The organism is Chryseobacterium sp. GQ58 (genome assembly GCF_059758895.1).
In genome coordinates this window covers 1-17553 of the sequence record NZ_JCAXEH010000006.1, presented here as the reverse complement: position 1 = coordinate 17553, position 17553 = coordinate 1, and the positions used below count along the sequence as shown (strand labels likewise).

At 34.8% G+C, this 17553-nt stretch carries 19 protein-coding genes; 18 read left to right on the top strand and 1 reads right to left on the bottom strand.

Features of this window, described 5'->3' with window-relative positions:
• Positions 1-23: 23 nt before the first annotated feature.
• Complete coding sequence (locus AC6CHK_RS14015) at positions 24-434, bottom strand: hypothetical protein (protein ID WP_498097193.1); 411 nt, start codon at positions 432-434, stop codon at positions 24-26.
• Between the two features lie 146 nt (positions 435-580).
• On the opposite strand from AC6CHK_RS14015, the gene AC6CHK_RS14010 reads away from it, so the two are divergent.
• From AC6CHK_RS14010 to trxA, 18 genes are all read left to right on the top strand, one after another.
• Positions 581-1867 (top strand): adenylosuccinate synthase, encoded by a 1287-nt coding sequence (locus tag AC6CHK_RS14010; protein WP_498097191.1) that lies wholly within the window; start codon positions 581-583, stop codon positions 1865-1867.
• Between the two features lie 267 nt (positions 1868-2134).
• The gene (locus AC6CHK_RS14005) at positions 2135-2968 is read left to right on the top strand and encodes an energy transducer TonB (RefSeq protein WP_498097189.1); all 834 of its coding nucleotides are present in this window, start codon (positions 2135-2137) and stop codon (positions 2966-2968) included.
• Between the two features lie 164 nt (positions 2969-3132).
• The gene (locus AC6CHK_RS14000) at positions 3133-3909 is read left to right on the top strand and encodes a ParA family protein (RefSeq protein WP_498097187.1); all 777 of its coding nucleotides are present in this window, start codon (positions 3133-3135) and stop codon (positions 3907-3909) included.
• Positions 3910-3980: 71 nt separating this feature from the next.
• Positions 3981-4871 (top strand): ParB/RepB/Spo0J family partition protein, encoded by an 891-nt coding sequence (locus tag AC6CHK_RS13995; protein ID WP_498097185.1) that lies wholly within the window; start codon positions 3981-3983, stop codon positions 4869-4871.
• A complete protein-coding gene (locus AC6CHK_RS13990; RefSeq protein WP_498097183.1) occupies positions 4872-5507 on the top strand; it encodes a DUF5683 domain-containing protein in 636 nt (211 codons plus the stop codon).
• Between the two features lie 40 nt (positions 5508-5547).
• Entirely contained in the window at positions 5548-6249 is a 702-nt protein-coding gene (dapB, locus tag AC6CHK_RS13985) for a 4-hydroxy-tetrahydrodipicolinate reductase (RefSeq protein ID WP_498097181.1), read from the top strand.
• A 121-nt stretch (positions 6250-6370) separates the two neighbouring features.
• Positions 6371-8032, top strand: coding sequence for a signal peptidase I (gene lepB / locus AC6CHK_RS13980; protein WP_498097179.1), 1662 nt, complete (start codon positions 6371-6373; stop codon positions 8030-8032).
• Between the two features lie 66 nt (positions 8033-8098).
• The gene (locus AC6CHK_RS13975; RefSeq protein ID WP_498097177.1) at positions 8099-8707 is read left to right on the top strand and encodes a WbqC family protein; all 609 of its coding nucleotides are present in this window, start codon (positions 8099-8101) and stop codon (positions 8705-8707) included.
• A gap of 10 nt (positions 8708-8717) precedes the next feature.
• Complete coding sequence (locus AC6CHK_RS13970) at positions 8718-10394, top strand: S8 family serine peptidase (RefSeq protein WP_498097175.1); 1677 nt, start codon at positions 8718-8720, stop codon at positions 10392-10394.
• 123 nt (positions 10395-10517) lie between these two features.
• Entirely contained in the window at positions 10518-11009 is a 492-nt protein-coding gene (locus AC6CHK_RS13965; protein ID WP_498097173.1) for a lipocalin-like domain-containing protein, read from the top strand.
• Positions 11010-11030: 21 nt separating this feature from the next.
• Complete coding sequence (locus AC6CHK_RS13960) at positions 11031-11720, top strand: YiaD family glycine zipper/OmpA-like lipoprotein (RefSeq protein WP_498097171.1); 690 nt, start codon at positions 11031-11033, stop codon at positions 11718-11720.
• A 113-nt stretch (positions 11721-11833) separates the two neighbouring features.
• On the top strand, positions 11834-12721 hold the full coding sequence (locus tag AC6CHK_RS13955; RefSeq protein ID WP_498097169.1) for a decaprenyl-phosphate phosphoribosyltransferase: 888 nt from the start codon (positions 11834-11836) through the stop codon (positions 12719-12721).
• The gene (locus AC6CHK_RS13950; RefSeq protein WP_498097167.1) at positions 12718-14034 is read left to right on the top strand and encodes an FAD-binding oxidoreductase; all 1317 of its coding nucleotides are present in this window, start codon (positions 12718-12720) and stop codon (positions 14032-14034) included. The genes AC6CHK_RS13955 and AC6CHK_RS13950 overlap by 4 nt, the downstream gene beginning before the upstream one ends.
• A 2-nt stretch (positions 14035-14036) precedes the next feature.
• Positions 14037-14762 (top strand): SDR family NAD(P)-dependent oxidoreductase, encoded by a 726-nt coding sequence (locus tag AC6CHK_RS13945; protein ID WP_498097165.1) that lies wholly within the window; start codon positions 14037-14039, stop codon positions 14760-14762.
• A 6-nt stretch (positions 14763-14768) separates the two neighbouring features.
• Positions 14769-15356, top strand: a complete 588-nt coding sequence (locus AC6CHK_RS13940) for an HAD family hydrolase (protein ID WP_498097163.1) — start codon at positions 14769-14771, stop codon at positions 15354-15356.
• A 21-nt stretch (positions 15357-15377) separates the two neighbouring features.
• Entirely contained in the window at positions 15378-15842 is a 465-nt protein-coding gene (locus tag AC6CHK_RS13935; protein ID WP_498097161.1) for a hypothetical protein, read from the top strand.
• 1 nt (position 15843) lies between these two features.
• Positions 15844-17019: a cysteine desulfurase family protein gene (locus tag AC6CHK_RS13930; protein ID WP_498097159.1), complete on the top strand. Its 1176-nt coding sequence runs from the start codon at positions 15844-15846 to the stop codon at positions 17017-17019.
• Positions 17020-17089: 70 nt separating this feature from the next.
• On the top strand, positions 17090-17407 hold the full coding sequence (gene trxA, locus AC6CHK_RS13925; protein WP_191177899.1) for a thioredoxin: 318 nt from the start codon (positions 17090-17092) through the stop codon (positions 17405-17407).
• Positions 17408-17553 lie beyond the last annotated feature (146 nt).

Sequence of the window (17553 nt, the reverse complement as noted above, 5' to 3'; positions counted from 1 at the left end):
CTAACAGATAATAATTTGAATATTTAATTATTGTTTAACATCCAATATCCATGTTTTATTAAGTTATTTGATTTACATCTAGAAGAACCTTTTTTTATTAATTTTAAAGAAGGATAAATAATACAATTATTTTTTTCAGTATTCTTTTTTTGATTAAAAATATAATGACGAATATAAACTAGTGTATTATCAATATAATAATATTCATTCTTTGTAATTCTATTTTTCCCTAGCGATTCTCTGATTGATGAAATTTCTTTATTTTCATTTCGGCTAATAAGAAATGAATAAGGAGTATGGTCAACATATCCTTCATGTATTTCATCATAATTTCTCAAGCTTTGGTCTTTTACATATTTATCGATTTGATCTGTTAAATCTTGACAGAAAGCTAGATTTGAAATTGAAAGTAAAAAAGCTAATAATATCCTCATTGTGATTTTAATATATAAAGTAAAAATATCATAATAATTTAATTAACCACACAATTTCCCTTCCTCCAAAAATAAAATCCCACACAAATTTGCCCACCCAATTTTTTAAAAGTAATTTTGCATGAATCTAAAAACAAAAGTAAAATATGTCAACTTACGTAGTTGTAGGTCTTCAGTACGGAGATGAAGGTAAAGGAAAAATCACGGATGTTTTATCGGCAAAATCAGATTACGTTGTACGTTTCCAAGGGGGGGACAACGCTGGTCACACGGTTTATGTAGGTGAAGAGAAATTTGTTTTACACCTGCTTCCTTCAGGAGTTCTACAGTGCAAAGGGAAGTGTATCATTGCGAACGGAGTAGTGGTAAATCCTAAATCTTTTATTAGAGAAGTTGGTCAGATCGAAAGTAAAAACATGAGAACTGATCATATTTTCATTAGCAGAAGAGCGCATGTGATCATGCCTTATCACATTCTTTTGGATACTTACCGTGAAGAGGAACATGGAGGGACGCAGATCGGAACCACCAAAAAAGGAATCGGACCTTGTTATGAAGATAAGATTGCAAGAATCGGTATCAGAATGGTTGACCTTTTGAATCCTGAAATTTTAAGAGATAAAATTGAGAAAAACTTAAAAGTTAAAAACTCTCTTTTTGAAAAATACTACGGAAAGCCAACATTGGACGTTGAAGAAATTTACAACGAATTTTTAGAGATCGGAAAACAACTTCAACACAGAATCGTTGATACAGAAGTTGAATTGAACGAAGCAATCAGAGACGGTAAAAACGTTCTTTTTGAAGGAGCGCAAGCGTTAATGTTAGATATCGACTTCGGAACATATCCTTATGTAACTTCATCTTCTCCATCTACAGGCGGAGTTTGTACGGGAGCGGGTGTTCCGCCAACTTCACTTCAAAACTTAATTGGCGTTGCCAAAGCATATTGCACAAGAGTAGGAAACGGGCCTTTCCCTTCCGAATTGGATAACGAATTAGGTGAAAAGATCAGACAGATCGGTGGCGAATTCGGAGCGACTACAGGTAGACCGAGAAGAACAGGTTGGTTAGACTTAGTTTCTTTGAAACATGCTTGTATGATTAATGGAATTAATAATTTAGTAATTACAAAATTAGACGTTCTTACGGGAATTGAAAATTTAAAGATCGTAACGCATTATAAAACTGAAGACGGGAAAATCATCGATTATTTCACTTCTTCAACAGAAAAATTATACAATTACGAGTCGATTTACCAAGATTTACCGGGTTGGAAAGAAGATCTTACAAAAGTGAGAAGCTACGACGAGCTTCCGGATAATGCTCAAAAATACATTGAATTTATTGAGCAGTATTTAGGAATCAATGTTTATTTAGTTTCTGTAGGACCGGAAAGAAGCCAAAATATTATCAGAAAAGAATTATTCTAAGGAATTTTCAAAAAATATATTTTAAAAGAGACTGTCAAATTTGATAGTCTCTTTTTTTGTTTCTTAGATTAAATCTCTCATTTATCGCAACTTGATAGCTGATATATATTATTCATTAAATAGTTAAATTTTTATTTTGTCATCTATTTTGACGAAAAGGTTTCGTTTTGATAAAGTTTTGGCAAATATTTTGATATTGTTTTAAATATTGAATGTAAACAGTATAGAAACTAATAATCACCATATTAACAATTTAATTTTTTAGTGATGAAACACCTACAACACAATCAGGAATTTCAGTTGAATGAAATCCTATTCGAGAACCGTAACAAAAATTATGGAGCTTATGCTTTAAGAAATGAATCGGACAAAATCTTGACCAAAGCACTCTTTCTGGGCGTCAGTTTGATGGCTGCGGTTGCGATTACGCCTTTGGTAATTTCGGCATTTAACCCGGTTGAAAAAGTCGTTCCTTTTGAACCTGTTTTCAGACCAGTTGATATTTTACCTAATGTAGAACCGCCCATTGAAGTTATAAAACCTGTTCAGCCAGTTTCTTCTTCAAATATTAAACAATATGATGATAGATTAGTAACTCCTACAAGAAATGCGGATGAAAGCAATATCATAAAAGAAATCCCAAAAGATGCGGTAGCGGGAGTTATAAATAATCCAACCGGTGTAATTGCGCCGCCTAATACTTATGTTCCACCAGCACCAACTATTGGCACAGGGCCAATTGTTCCTCCGACTCAGCCACCTGCAATTGAAACTACAAAAGATCCAAATGCGATCGAGGTTGCAAGCGTTGAAGCAAAATTTGAAGGCGGAATTGAATCTTTCAGAAATAAAGTAATGAATAAATTTGACGGTTCAGGTTTTGAATCTGATAATGTGATGAAAACAACAGTTACTTTTATTGTAGAAAAAGACGGTACAATTTCAGGACTGAAAGCAGACGGTAAAGATGTAGATTTCAACAGCGAAGCTTTAAGAACGATAAAAGCCGTTAAAGGAAAATGGATTCCGGGGAAAAATAAAAAAGGTGAACCCGTGAGAAGTTATTTCAAATTCCCGATTTCAATGAAGTTTGAAAGTTAATATTATTCAAAATAAATCTTGACAGTTATCCACAAAGAATTTTTTTTGTGGATAATTTTTTTTATACTTAAATAGCTTATTAACAATATTTTAACTCATCTTTCGTTTTACCCATTCCTTGAAGCAGAGAAAAAAGTGTATTTTTGAAACTTAAAGTTCAAATAATGGCAAAAATCATAGGTATCGCTAATCAAAAAGGTGGTGTAGGAAAAACTACAACCGCTGTTAATTTAGCCGCAGCATTAGGGGTATTGGAAAAGAAAATATTAATCATCGATGCAGATCCGCAGGCCAATGCGACGTCTGGTTTGGGGGTTGAAGAGGTTCAGTATTCCACATACAATTTGTTGGAGCACAGTGTGGAAACCAAAAACTGTATCCAAAAAACAAGCACTCCCAATTTAGATATTGTTCCTTCTCACATCGATTTGGTTGCCGCAGAAATTGAATTGGTAGACAAAGATAACCGTGAATATATGCTTAAGCAGGCGTTGGCAAGCGTAAGAGACGATTACGATTATATCATCATCGATTGTGCGCCGAGTTTAGGTTTGATTACCATTAATGCGCTTACGGCTGCAGATTCTGTTATTATTCCTATTCAGTGCGAATATTTCGCTTTGGAAGGTTTGGGAAAACTTTTAAATACAATTAAAAACGTTCAGAAAATTCACAATAAAGATTTGGATATTGAAGGTTTGCTGCTGACGATGTACGACAGCAGATTGAGACTTTCAAATCAGGTGGTGGAAGAGGTAAACGCTCACTTCCCGGAAATGGTTTTTGAAACAATCATCAGCAGAAATGTAAGATTGAGCGAAGCCCCAAGTTTTGGTGAAAGTATCTTAAATTACGATGCAGAAAGCAAAGGCGCAATTCAGTACATTCAGCTAGCGGAAGAAGTTTTATTGAAAAACGAAAATTTAGTACAACAAAAATAGTCAAATGTAAATGTTCAATTTAATTTTAAACTTTAAAACCTTGAACATTAAACTTTGAATTTTATATAAATATGAAAGATAAAAAAAGAGCAATGGGTCGTGGCTTAGGCGCTATTTTGAGTGCAGAATCCAAAGCTACGGTAAATTCTGCTACTGATGAAGGCGCTGATAAATTTGTAGGAAATATCGTGGAAGTTGCCATTGAAGATATTTATCCGAATCCTACACAGCCAAGAACTTATTTTGATGAAAAAGCATTAAACGAACTTGCGCAGTCAATCAGAAATTTAGGGGTAATTCAGCCAATTACGCTTAGAAAAGATGGCGAAAAGTTTGAAATTATATCAGGGGAAAGACGTTTCAGAGCAAGTAAAATTGCTGGTTTAACATCTATTCCGGCTTATATTCGTTTGGTAAACGATCAGGAATTGCTCGAGATGGCTCTTGTTGAGAATATTCAAAGAGAAGATCTTGATGCGATAGAAATTGCTTTGACTTACCAAAGGCTTTTAGATGAAATCGGCATGACGCAGGAAAATCTGAGCCAGAGATTAGGCAAAGACAGAAGTACGATTACCAATTCTATCAGATTGTTGAGATTGAGTCCGGATATTCAGAATGCGATCAGAAGCGGAGAAATTTCCGCAGGACACGGAAGAGCAATTATCAGTTTAGACAACGAAGAATTGCAACAGATTTTGTTTGATACAATTATTAAAGAAAAACTCAATGTACGCCAGACAGAACAGGCTTCAACAGCTTTAAAAAATCCAAAATCTCCGGACGCAAAAACGGCAAAGCCTGAACTTTCAAACAACTATAAAAGAGCTCAGAAAACAATTTCTGATATTTTGGACGTAAAAGTAGAAATCAAAACCTCCGGAAACGGAAAAAAAGGCAAAATTGTCCTTGATTTTAAAAATGAAGACGAGCTTGAATATATTTTGTCTCATATTAAATAAATGAAAAAAATACTTTTCACTTTTTTCCTGTGTTTATTTGCGACAGCTTTTTCTCAAGTTGTTCCTAATGATACGGTTCGTATAGAATCTGTACCGAACGACAGCATTGCTTTGGAAAATATTCCTGAAACCTCCATTGTTGAGACCATAGAAAAAGCAAATGCACCTACTAAAGTTGTTGTGACGAAGCTTAACCCGACAAAGGCGGGATTGTATTCTGCTGTTTTTCCGGGTTTGGGACAATTTTACAACAAAAAATACTGGAAGATTCCTATTGTTTGGGGAGCGGTCGGTACGGGAGTTGGCTTTGCAATCTGGAACCAAAATCAGTATAAAAGATACAGAGAATATTACATCGCAAAACTCAACGGAATACCAAACGAATTTGTAGATGCAAGGCCTTATCTCGATAAAGTGGCTCTAGGAAATGCGCAAGACAGAGCAAAAAGGCAGAGAGATTATGCAATCGCCATTACAGGTCTTATTTATATTTTGAATATTGTAGATGCTGTGGTAGATGCACATTTATATGAAGGCCGAAAGGACCCGGATTTATCTTTCAGTCCGGCCGTAATTTATGATGATTTCGGAACCAATCCGCCAAAAACAGGACTTAGTTTAAGCTACAGATTTTAACATAACATAAAACCGCAGTTATTTGCGAATTGAAAATTACATGAAAATTGCATTAGTTGGATATGGAAAAATGGGCAAAATCATTGACGAGATTGCCACCAAAAGAGGCCACGAAGTAGTTGCCCGTCTCAAAGAAACTCCGACTGCTGAAAACCTTAATAATCCGGATGTTGTTATAGAATTTTCTTTACCCGAAGTAGCTTTTGATAACATTAAAGCCTGTCTTGAAAATAAAATTCCTGTAATCTGCGGAACAACAGGCTGGCTCGAAAGAAAAGCTGAAGTTGAAAACCTTGCCTTGCAAAACGGAACTGCATTTTTGTATGGTTCAAATTTTAGTTTAGGCGTTAATCTTTTTTTTGCTTTAAATGAAAAATTGGCAGGTTTGATGATAAATGTTGATGAATATTCCTGTCAGTTGGAAGAAATTCACCATGTTCATAAGCTGGATGCGCCAAGCGGAACCGCAATTTCTTTAGCAGAAGGAATTTTTAAAAGCAATTCTAAATATGATGCTTGGAAATTGGAAGAAACAAAGGATAATCAATTAGGGATTTTCGCGATTCGTGAAGATGAGGTTCCGGGAACTCACAGCGTTTTTTACAAAAGTGAAGTCGACGAAATTGAAATAAAACATACCGCATTCAACAGAAACGGATTTGCATTAGGCGCAGTAGTCGCAGCAGAATGGATCAAAGATAAAAAAGGAAACTTCACAATGAAAGACGTCTTGGGACTTTAATTGTGTAACAAATTTCCTACATTGTAAACTAATAAGAGTGAATAGTAAATTGTCAATAGTGACTCTATTTTCATTTATCACTCATCATTAATCATTTATTACAGATTAGGCACAAAAATTTATGAATTATTTTTTAACGTATACAGTTTATGTTCTCATTTTATCAGTATTGATGGGGATTTCCACTTGGAAGCTGTTCAAGAAATTGGGTTATAATCCGCTATTTGCTTTTATACCTTTCTACAATTATTTCATTATTTTAAAAGAAACAAAACATCCGAAATGGTGGGCAATTTTATCTTACTTGCCGATCGTTGGGCCGATTATGATGTCGGTTTTTCATTTATATTTAATGAAAAAATTTGGAAAAAGACTTTTTCAGCATCAATTGCTTACGGTTTTGCTTCCGTTTGTTTACATGGCAACGGTTAATTATTCCAAAGATGCAGAACTTGAAGATGAAAGCGAACTGTATTTAACGGAAGAGGAAAAGAATGCCAAAAAGAAAGATACTTTTCTGGGCTCGATTACTTTTGCGGTAGTTTTTGCTACGATTATTCATGTTTTTGTGACGCAGCCTTTCGGTATTCCGACAGGTTCGATGGAAAGAACTTTATTAGTAGGTGATTTCCTTTTTGTAAATAAATGGAGCTACGGTTACAGATTGCCGATGCGTCCCGTTGCCATCCCTTTTCTACAAGGAACAATAATGGATACTGGCGAACCCGGTAATCCTAAAGACGATCCGAAATCTTACGCAGAAGCTGTGAAATTACCTTATGAAAGGATTTTCCAATTCAACAAACCTCAGAAAAATGATATTGTCGTTTTCAATTATCCTCGTGATTCTGTGCATACAGCCATTGATAGAAGAGATCCTTATGTGAAAAGATTGGTAGCTGTTGCCGGTGATACTTTTGAAATGAGAGGCGGAAGACTTTTTGTAAACGGAAAGCCGGAAACTGTTTTAGGAGACCAGGAAGTACAGCATTCTTATGTGGTAAATACAGGAACTCAGCTTGATGTTCCTAGTTTATATAGCGCTTACGGATTTTTGCCGGTAAGAGAAATGCAGAATGAAAAAGGTGGCTTCACTTATATGTTTCAAGGACTTACCGACAAAACTGCAAAAGAAATAAAAGCTCTACCGAATGTGATCGATATGGAAGAAAATATTTTCCCAAAAGATTCAGGCACAGTTTCTTACAAATTAAATGCTGACAGAACAGCGTATACAAAAAGTATCGATACAACACAATCAATTTTCCCCATCAATAAACCGTGGAATCAGGATTGGTACGGTCCTCTTAAAATTCCTAAAAAAGGGGATGTTGTAACAATTAATCAGGAAACTTTACCGGAATATCAGTGGATTATTTCTGAATACGAAAATAATAAGCTTGAAAACAAAAATGGTAAAATTTTCATCAACGGAAAAGAAACTAATCAATATACCATTCAGCAGGATTATTACATGATGGTGGGAGACAACAGAGATGCTTCATTAGATGCAAGATTCTTTGGTTTCGTTCCGGAAGAAAATATTGTTGGAAAACCTATGTTTACTTGGTTAAGCATTGAAGGAGCTTTTAAAGATTCCAGTTCTTCTTATCAGGCTGATGGCTGGAAAGTAAGATGGGACAGAATGTTTAAAGGAACAAATACTGGCGAAGCCAACAAAACTTCTTACTGGTGGATTGCAGCGATGATTTTGATTCTTTTCTTCGGATGGGAATATTTTGTTAAACTTTTCGGAAAGAAAAAAACTGAAGAAGATTTATAACTAAATTTGTAAACTAAAATAAAATGAAGTATTTGAAAAAGTACTTCATTTTTATATATAATAACAATGAAGAATGTATTATTACCGGTATTTTATCTACCGCCGATTTCATGGTTTTCAGTTTTTTTAGATCCTGAAAATAAAGTAGTTTTTGAGCAATATGAAAGTTTCCCGAAGCAGACTTTCAGAAACAGAACTAATATTTACGGAGCAAACGGAAAGCTTTCATTAATAATTCCGATCAACCATACCGGAAAAAGAATAATGAAAGATATTGAGATTTCTTACCGGGAAAATTGGTTGGCTCTGCATTGGAAATCGATAAAAACAGCCTATCAGAGTTCTCCCTATTTTGAGTTTTATGAAGATAAGTTCAAAGAACTTTATGAAGTGAAAGAAAAATATTTATTGGATTTTAATATCAAAAGCATAGAAACTGTTCAGAAAATCCTAAAAACAGAAAAGGCACAATCTTTGAATGAAGAATATATCAAAATCCCGGAAGAGATCAATTTTCGTGAACATTTTTCAGCCAAAATACCTTCTCAGTTTGAAATGGAAGAATATTATCAGACTTTCACAGATAAACATGGTTTTTTGAAAGATTTATCGATTTTGGATCTTATTTGTAACAAAGGACCGGAATCTTTGACTTATATTAAAAATATTAAATAATTCTCATACAATGAAGAAAGTCTTATTAGCTGCTGTTTTTTTAGCAGGCTTCAGTTTTACTTACGCACAGGAATCAAAAGCTCAAACGCTTGATCCTAATGAAGATAAAGATCTTATGACCTGGTACCATAAAGATTTTGCTACCGCAAATGTATATGGTGTAAATACAGAAAATGCTTACAAATATTTGGAATCCAAAGGTTTAAAGCCGACAAATGTTGTTGTTGGGGTTTTGGACAGCGGTGTTCAGGTAGATCATCCGGGTTTGGTAAAGAATATTTGGTCAAACCCAAATGAAGTTCCCGGGAATGGTAAAGATGATGATGGAAATGGCTACATCGATGATATCCATGGATGGAATTTTATAGGTGGAAAGAATGGCGATATCGATATTGACAATATGGAAGTAACGAGAGTTGTTGCCAAGTACAAACCTGTTTTTGAAGGAGATGACTCCACAAAAAATAAAGCAAATCAGGCAAAAATGCCGGAAGAATTTGCCATGTATATGAAGTCTAAAGAGCTTTTCAACAAGAAAAGTGTTGATGCAAGACAGAATTTTCAGCAATACAGCATGATCAATGAAGCAATTCCGTCAATGGTGAAAATGTTGGGAGGAAAACCTTTAACAAAAGAAAATCTTGCAAACATAAAACCTACAGAACAGAAAGAGGCTATCGGTCTTCAGGTTTTAGGAAATTTATCCCAAAGCCCTGAATTTGCCGGAAAATCTCCTGCTGAAGTTGAAGCTAAGCTGAAAGAAGAAATAAAAGGAGCGCTAGATCATTTTGGCCCTATGTCAAAACAATATGACCTTTCGTATGATCCAAGAACAGAAATTGTAGGTGACAACTACGATGACTATTCTGAAAAAAGTTATGGAAACAACCATTACCAAGGTCCTGATGCCGAACATGGAACTCACGTTTCCGGTATCATTGCAGGACTTCCTCAAGGGAAAGAAGTTCAGTATGGAGTAGCATCGAAAGTTGCAAAGATTATGGTAGTAAGAACAGTGCCAAACGGTGACGAAAGAGATAAAGATGTTGCCAATGCTATAAGATATGCAGTTGATAACGGTGCTAAAGTCCTAAATATGAGTTTTGGTAAGCCGGTTTCTCCTGGCAAAAATGTAGTTTGGGACGCGTTCAAATACGCTCAGGATAAGGGAGTTCTTTTAGTTAAGGCTGCCGGAAACGAAAACGAAGACGTTGCGGAACACCTTGCATATCCTACCAATTTTAAAAATGTGACTGATGAAGCTCCTTTTGTAAACAACGTACTTGTGGTTGGGGCAAGCACTAATAGAAATAGCGAATTGAGAGCAGGATTCTCGAATTACAATAAAAAAATGGTCAATGTCTTTGCACCGGGTGAGCAGATTTATTCTACTGTTCCGGATAATAAATACAGTTATCAGCAAGGAACTTCGATGGCCTCACCTGTAGTTGCAGGAGCTGCAGCAGTTTTATTGGCTTATATGCCTGGACTTACTCCGGCTCAGATCATCGAAGCTTTGGTAAAAACAAGTAATGCTAACACAGAAAACGAATTTGAAACTTATTCACAAGCTGGAGGTGTTATTGATGTAAAAAAGGCTGCTGAATATGCTTTTGATAATTTTTATAAGGGAAAAACATCAAATGTTAAAAAAGCTGCAAAGTCAAAAAAAGCTGTAAGAAGATAAAAGTCAGTTACTTATATTGATTTGAATGATTAAAGCCCGAGCAATCGGGCTTTTTATTTTTAAGAAATTTTTACTTTTGGCACGGTTTTTTGATGTAACTTTATAACAATAATAAACAACAATATGAAAAACTTAATACTTGCGGGAATGTTGGGAACATCACTTTTTGCAGTGTCTTGTTCCTCAGTAAAGAATGCCGGAAACGCACAAAATCAAAGAGCAGAGTTTCTTAAGATGAAAGGCGATTGGCAAATTGTAAGCATCGATTACGATAAACAGTACAAAATAAAGCCATTCGATGAAGGGGCAGATGCACAATGCTTCGTAGGAAGCCACTGGAGATTTATCCCAAACAACTATACAGGGGCTTATACCCTTAATGGTGGCGGAGATTGTCCTACTTTTACCCAACCTATCAAATTTGAAATAAAAAGCGGAAACACTTTTATGTTTAAAAAGATTGCTGACGGTACAAAAGCAAAACAAAATACCGTAGGATATACTCTTAATGTGATCAATCAGGCGACAGATCAATTTTCTTTAGAACAAAATGTTCCGTTTGACGGTTCCACAATAAGAGTTGTTTACAACTTTCAAAGAACTGGAATGAAATAATTAATATTAAAAATAAACATAATGAAATTTAACAAAGCATATATAGGAGCAGTATTTTTATCATCAACATTAATACTGACAAGCTGTGAAGCAGTACAAAATTCTAATCATCAGCAAAGAGGTACAGCCGTAGGTGTTGCATCAGGTGCTGTGCTCGGTGGGATTCTAGGTAATAATGTAGGAAAAGGTAAAAATGCAGCTTTAGGTGCAGTTTTAGGTGGTGTGATTGGAGGTGTTGCCGGTAATGTTATTGGTAACAAAATGGATAAGCAGGCTAAAGAAATTAAAGAAACTTTGCCTGGTGCTGAAGTAGAAAGAGTAGGTGACGGTATCAAAATTACCTTGAATGAAAGTATTGTAACTTTTGCATTTGATTCATCTGAACTTACCAGTCTGGCTAAAACAAATTTAGACAAGCTGACTCAGGTTTTGGTAAACAACCCTGATACCAACATCAATATATACGGTCATACAGATAATAAAGGTTCTGACGATTACAATCAAAAACTTTCAGAAAGAAGAGCCAATTCTGTAAGATCTTACTTAATGAGCAAAAATATTTCTTCAAACAGATTATTTGCTTTAGGAGAAGGTGAAGCGATGCCTGTTGCATCAAATGAGACAGAAGACGGTAGAGCCAAAAACAGAAGAGTAGAGTTTGCAATTACTGCCAACGAAAAAATGATTAACGACGCACAACAGGGCCAATAATCATTTAAATATAAATATTATCATAAAAGACCGCTTTGGCGGTTTTTTTTGTATTTTTATGGCGCAATTTTTTTGCTTTAAAATTCACTATTTTTGCAAACGAAATCACATAAATGAAGAAATATCTAAAACTACTTCGTGTAGAGCAGTGGGTGAAAAATCTCTTTGTGTTCGTGCCCTTGTTTTTTTCAGGTAACATAAAAAATTTAGATTTACTTTCTAAAAGTATTTTTGCTTTTATCATTTTCTCTCTTGCAGCAAGCATTGTATATATTCTGAATGATTATAACGATATCGAAGCAGACAGAAAACATCCTGAAAAAAGAAGAAGGCCACTGGCAAGCGGAGTGATCTCAAAAAGACGGGCATTAGGGATTCTTTCGGGATTAGTAATTATAGATATTGCTCTTGTATTTTTTGCGCAATATTATTTTCAGGAAAATCTTTGGAAGTTTGCGACCATTATCGGAACCTATTTTTTAATGAATCTTGCTTACACCTTTAAGCTGAAACATGTTCCTATAATTGATATTTTCATTATCGCGACAGGATTTGTTTTAAGAGTTCAGGCCGGGGGATATATTACAGAAATATTTATTTCACAATGGGCAACATTGCTCACATTCCTTTTAGCCTTGGTTTTAGCGATAGGAAAAAGAAGAGGCGAACTCATCAACGCTCAGGTTTCCGGAAAAACCAGAAAAGCTCTTGACGGTTACAATGTTCAGTTTGCAGATATTGCGCTTTCAATTTCGGTAACACTGGCGATTGTATGTTATCTTATGTTTACGTTATCACCCGAAATACAGTTAAAATTACATTCGGGGATTTTTTATACCGTAGTTTTTGTAGTTTTTGCTTTTTTAAGGTATTTGCAACAGACATTGGTATACAACAGAACCGAATCGCCAACGAAAATCGTTTACAGAGACAGATACATACAAATTACGCTAATATTGTGGGTTGCTGCATTTTTAATCTTAATCTATTTTAAAAAATGAAGCTAAATTTCAAACAGAAAGTTACAAATTGGGGCAATTTTCCTGTTGTTGAAAAGGAAATGAGGTCGGAAGACAGCTTCAGGAAAATCAAAGAATTTGTATTAAATAACAACGAAGTTATTGCGCGAGGCAACGGAAGATGTTACGGCGACGCTTCTTTGGGCGAAAATATTTTTTCAACTAAAAAATTAAATAAATTTATCAGTTTCGACCGTTTAAACGGAGTTATAGAATGCGAATCTGGTGTTTTGCTTTCAGATATTCTTGAAATTTCTGTTCCTCAAGGTTACTTTTTATATGTCACTCCGGGAACCAAATTTGTTACTGTTGGTGGGGCAATTGCATCTGACGTTCATGGCAAAAACCATCATTCCGAAGGTTGCTTTTCAGAATATGTGATCGAATTTAAATTAATGACCGAAAACGGTGAAGTCATTATGTGTTCAAGAGAAAGTAATTCGGATAAATTTTGGGCAACCATTGGCGGAATGGGACTTACCGGAATCATTCTTTCTGCAAAATTTAAGCTTAAAAATATTGAAACCGGATATATTCGTCAGGAAAGCATTAAAGCTGAAAATTTAGACGAAATATTCAGATTATTTGATGAAAGTGAAAGCTGGACATATACCGTCGCATGGATCGATTGTCTTCAAAAAGGAAAGAATATTGGCAGAAGTATTTTGATGAGAGGCGAACATGCTGCCAGACATGAATTAGCCGAAAACCAGTTGAATAATCCTTTAGTTTTAAAGAAAAAAATTTCGCCAACCGTTCCTTTTTATTTTCCGGGTTTTGTTTTAAATGCGCTTACGGTGAAGGTTTTTAATTTTCTTTATTATAAAAAGCAATCTAAAAAAGAAGTTAAGAATTTTGTTGATTACGAAACTTTTTTTTATCCTTTGGATTTTGTCAACGACTGGAATAAAATCTACGGAAAAGACGGCTTTATACAATACCAAATGGTGATTCCGAAAGAAAAAGGAAAAGAAGGAATGAAAAAAATCCTTGAAGCTATTGCCAATAGTGGAAACGGATCTTTTTTGGCTGTTTTAAAGCTTTTCGGGAAAAATAATCCTGATGCTTACAATTCTTTTCCGATTGAAGGATATACTTTGGCGCTTGATTTTAAAGTCAATTCAAAGCTTAAAAAGCTTGTCGATCAGCTTGATCAGATCGTTCAGGAATTTGACGGAAGAATTTACCTTACAAAAGACAGCATGAGCAGATCTTCGCTTACCGATTATCTGAAAAATGTTCAAAGCTCAAAATTTGTGTCTTTACAGCACAAAAGAATCTTAAATAATAAGTAGAAATGATAATTCTGGGAAGTACATCCGAAGTAGCGCAGGCTTTTGTAGAAAAAACTTTACAGGAAGGAGAAAAATTTGAAAAAATTTATCTTTTTACCTCTAATAAAGAAACTACCGAAAGATTTGCAAGACATATTGATGTGAAATTTCTACAGCAATCGGAAATTATAGAGTTCGATCTTACGAAGCAGATCAATTATTCAGATTTTGAGCATATCAATTCAAATCTGCTGTTTTGTGCGACCGGATATTTGGGAGAAAACACCGAAGAAGGTTTGTATGACAACAAGAATACAGAGAAAATTATAGATATTAATTATGCTAAATTGATCCCTGTAATTAATTATTTTGCGCAAAAGTTTGCGAACAGAAGAAACGGAACCATTATTGGACTTTCATCTGTTGCCGGCGATCGGGGAAGGCAAAGTAATTTTATTTACGGAAGCGCAAAAGCGGCATTTACAGCCTATTTAAGTGGTTTGAGAAACTATCTTTTTGATAAGAAAGTACATGTTTTGACGATAAAACCGGGATTCATGGCTACAAAAATGACAGAAGGCCTGCCGCTAAACCCGAAATTGACCGCTACTCCAAAACAGGCGGCAAGCTGCATTTATAAAGCGTATAAAAAACAAAAGAATGTGGCATACGTTTTACCGATCTGGGGCGTTATTATGATGATTATCAGAAATATTCCTGAGTTTATTTTTAAAAAATTAAAGCTTTAGCATAAAATGAAAAAATTGTATTGTTTTGATTTTGACGGCACCATAACGTATAAAGATACCATGTTTATGTATCTTAAATTTTACAATCCTGCAAAATTCCGTGTGCAGTTTGTAAAGCATATTCCGCTTTTTATTCTGTTAAAATTAAAATTAGCTGAAACCGAAAAGGTGAAAAAAAGCTTTATCGGCTCTATTCTCAAAGGCCAGCTTCAGACCAAAATCGAAGAAAAATCGAAACAGTTTTTTGAAGAATATTATCCGAAAATTGTCAGAGAAAATGCTTTGGATTTTATTCAGAATATGGATAGAGAAAATACTCAAAGCTTGATCGTTACGGCTTCTCTTGACATTTGGGCAAAACCTTTTGCGGAAAAATTACAAATGAATCTTGTGTCTACAAAAGCAGAATTTAAAAATGGAGTTTTCACAGGAAATTTCATAGGCAAAAACTGTAATGGCAAAGAAAAACTGGAAAGGATAAAACTGGAAATAAGTGATTCTAAATATGATAAAATCATTGCATTTGGCGATACTTCCGGAGATAAGTATATGCTGAAATGGGCAAATGAAGGTCATTACCAATTTTTTCACTAATTTTGAATAATAAAAAATAAAATGAATAAACTGCTAATTTTGTGCTTTGCAATGATCGTAAGTTGCATGAGCACAACGGCTCAAAAATCAAACGATATGCAAAAAGGCGAAATTCTCGTTACTCAATCTCAAGGCGGGGCAGATCAGCCTGGCTTTGTGCTTATCAATAATGAGCAGGAACTTCAGAAAGCGATGCAAAACCGAAGTAATTTGCTGGTTGAAGTTGGTAAAGAGCCTGAAATTGATTATCCGGAATTTCCTAAAGATAAAAAAGTTGTCTTGTATAATTTAGGAATGTTTAGATCGGGAGATCACAGCATCAAAGAAATTAAAAGTCTTTCGGTAAAGGAAAATGTGCTTTATGTAGAAGTTCCTTTTTATGAATCCGGCGGAATGGAAATACAGGTCATCTCAAATCCGTGGATGATTTTTACTGTTCCTTCAGAATATAAGTTTAATTCGGTACAATTAAAATATTCAAAATAAAATGAATAAAATATATTTAGATAACGCTGCTACAACACCACTTTCCCCAGAAGTTATCGACGCAATGGTAGATACAATGAAGGTGAATTTCGGAAATCCGTCTTCAACACATAGTTTCGGACAGGACGCTAAAGTCCTTATTGAAAATGTAAGAAGGCAGATTGCAGATTATCTTAATGTAAGCCCGGCTGAAATTATTTATACATCTTGTGGCACAGAATCTAATAATATGATTATCAAATCCAGTGTAGAACACCTTGGAATTGAAAGAATTATCAGTTCGCCTTTGGAGCATAAATGTGTTTCTGAAACTGTTTTGGATATGAAAAACAGAAAAGGTGTTGAAGTGGCTTACATCCGTCCGAATGAAAAAGGAGATATCGATCTTAATAAACTTGAAGAACTGCTGAAAGCTTCTGATAAAAAGACTTTAGTAAGTTTAATGCATGCAAATAATGAAATCGGAAATATTGTAGATGTCAAAAAGATTGCAGAATTGTGTAAAGAAAATAATGCGCTTTTCCATTCAGATACGGTGCAAACGATGGCTCACATGAATCTGGATTTTTCTGAAATTCCTTTAGATTTTGCTTCTTGCAGTGCCCATAAATTCCATGGACCGAAAGGAATAGGTTTTGCATTCGTCAGAAAAGCAACAGGCTTAAAAGGAATCATTACCGGCGGACCACAGGAAAGAAGCTTAAGAGCAGGAACTGAAAATGTTTGCGGTATTGCAGGTTTAGGAAAAGCATTAGAGCTTTCACTCGAAAATATGGATGCGTATACAAAACATATGCAAAATATTAAGCAATATACAATTGACAGAGTTTCAACAGAAATACCGGGAATAAAATTCAACGGTAGAAGTGCTGAGCTGGAAAACAGCTTATATACTGTTGTAAGTTTATTATTGCCATACAAAAATCCATTAATCGGTTTGCAGCTTGACATGAAAGGAATTGCAGTTTCTCAGGGAAGCGCCTGCTCGTCCGGAGCCTCAAAACCTTCAATGGTAATGATGATGGTTTTGTCTGAAGATGAGATGGATAATTGTACGCCTTTACGAGTTTCATTCAGTCATATGACGACAAAGGAAGATATTGATACTTTAGTAAATGCATTAAAAGAGATTTCTGAAGGGCTGATCATAGAAAATGCAAATGTTGAGCATAGATAAGCTTATCATTTAAATGTAGTAATTTTGAACTCAGAAATTAAATAGAATATTAATAATAAAAGATAAAAAAATGGCTTTAGAAATTACAGATAGCTCGTTTCAGGAAACGGTTTTAAAATCTGATAAACCCGTATTAGTAGATTTTTGGGCTGTATGGTGCGGACCATGCAGAACTTTAGGTCCGATCATCGAAGAAGTTGCAGCAGACTTTGAAGGAAAAGCTGTCGTAGGAAAAGTAGATGTAGACAACAATCAGGAAATTTCTATGCAATATGGCATCAGAAATATCCCTACTGTTCTTATTTTTAAGAATGGTGAGGTGGTAGATAAATTAGTGGGTGTTACTCCAAAAGAAGTAATTGCCGAGAAACTAAGCGCACACTTATAAAAAAATCAGTTTGATAATGAATGCTTTCCGTTATGGGAAGCATTTTTTTTATTAAAATACTTGTGCATTTGCTTAAAAGTTGTATTTTTGCAACCACAATAAACAAAGATACATTTTTGGCTGTTGTGAAAAGATCCGGTAGTTCA